The 1,608-nt window shown below is 71.6% G+C and carries 2 protein-coding genes; one reads left to right on the top strand and one right to left on the bottom strand.

Annotation, left to right across the window (positions count from 1 at the left end):
- A partial coding sequence (locus WA805_RS31035; protein ID WP_425244109.1) for a DUF2637 domain-containing protein occupies positions 1 to 720 on the bottom strand: 720 nt, incomplete at its 3' end.
- Positions 721 to 895: 175 nt separating this feature from the next.
- Between WA805_RS31035 and WA805_RS31030 the strand changes: the two genes are divergently transcribed.
- Positions 896 to 1,608: TrmH family RNA methyltransferase (locus WA805_RS31030; RefSeq protein WP_425244108.1), on the top strand; the 713-nt coding region annotated here is incomplete at its 3' end.

The raw sequence follows: 1,608 nt of genomic DNA, 5'->3' as shown, positions 1-1,608 counted from the left end.
GGGTGCCTCCGTGATGCCGGGCTCGGGAGCGTGGACGCCGGCCGCAGCGGCCGGCTCTTCCGGCTGGGCCGTCTCGTCCTGCGGTACGTCCTCGTCCTGCGGCACGCCGGCGCCTTCCGGTGCCGAGACGCCGTCAGGCTCCAGCTCGTGCTGCGGTAGCCAGACGCCGATCGGCAGGGCGGGCGTTTCCGGCTCCGGTGCGGCCTCGGGCAGCTCCGCCTGGCCGGAAGCCAGGTACACCGGCTCGGCTGGCTCAGCCGGCTCGGCCAGCGCCGTTGCCGGGGCCTGCTGGACCCGGGACTGCCTGAGCATGGTGAGCATCAGGCAGAAGGCGAGCAGGAGGAGCACCCAGGGAGCCGCGGCCACGACTCCCTCAATCGTCCGGTGCCGCAGCGTGGCGTTAATCGCGTACACGACGTCGGCCGCGCCGACGACGGCCACCATCAGGATGATGACCAGCCACGCGTACCACCGCGCCCACCACCGGGCGTCTCGCAGCACGACTGCCGCGACGCACGCGATGACGAATACCGCGTCGAACAGCCCGGGGTAGATCCTGGCGAGCCGCGGCGACACCCCGGCCTGCAAGACGATCGCGTGCACTCCGGAATACGACAGCACGAACGTGCCCGCAGCCATGGCCAGGACCACGATCAGGACCGCCAGGTTCAGGAGCAGGCTGGGCCAGTTGCGGCGCGGTGCGGGGAATTGGACATTCATCGGGATGCCGGTCCAGACTTTGTCAGAGGGACGTTTTCGGGGAGCAAATGCGTATTCTCCCGGCTAACCGTCGCCCACGGTATCGGGGTTAGTCACTGAATGGAACGATTTCGGGCTATAGCCAGGTGTGTCGCCGCGCGCGCCGCGGTGTGAGACGGCAACTATGCTCTCCCCCATGAGCGGGCGGAAAAAGAGCGGCAGTGACGGCCGGGCGCCGGGCGGCGGCGGCTACGCGAAATCCGGTAAGCCGCGCCCGGGAACCGGCGGTAACCGCAGGGACCGCCTCGAGGGCAAGGGGCCCACGCCGCCCGCGTACATGCGCACCGGCCATCCCGCGCAGCGGGCCGCCGCGGCCAGGGCTGCCGCCGACGGTCGGCCACCAAGGAAGGCGGAGGAGGGACGCGGGGGAGGCGGCCGGGACCGTTCGGAAAACTGGAATGAGGGCCAGGCAGCACGCGGCAGCGGCGACGGGGCGGAAGTGGTCGCGGGCCGGAACTCCGTGGTCGAGTCGCTGCGGTCGGCGGTGCCGGCGGTAGCGCTGTACGTGACCGCGCGGGCGCAGCAAGACGAGCGGGTGGCGGAGGCGGTACAACTCGCGGCGGACGCGGGCGTCGCGGTGCTCGAGGCCGGAATGCCCGAGCTCGACCGGCTCACGGACGGCGCCGTGCACCAGGGCGTGGCGCTGCGGGTGCGGCCATATAACTACGCTCATCCGGACGATTTTTCCGAACGTACCGGGCCGACTCCTCCCCTCATCGTGGCTCTGGACGGCGTGACCGACCCGCGCAATCTCGGTGCGGTGGTGCGGTCAGCCGCCGCGTTCGGGGCGACGGGTGTCGTGGTGCCCGCGCGGCGCAGCGCCGGCGTGACCGCCGGCGCGTGGAAGGC

The organism is Trebonia sp. (genome assembly GCF_049794275.1).
Lineage (GTDB): Bacteria > Actinomycetota > Actinomycetes > Streptosporangiales > Streptosporangiaceae > Trebonia.
Note: the sequence above shows the minus strand (reverse complement) of the source record. Positions and strands in the feature narration are given on the sequence as shown.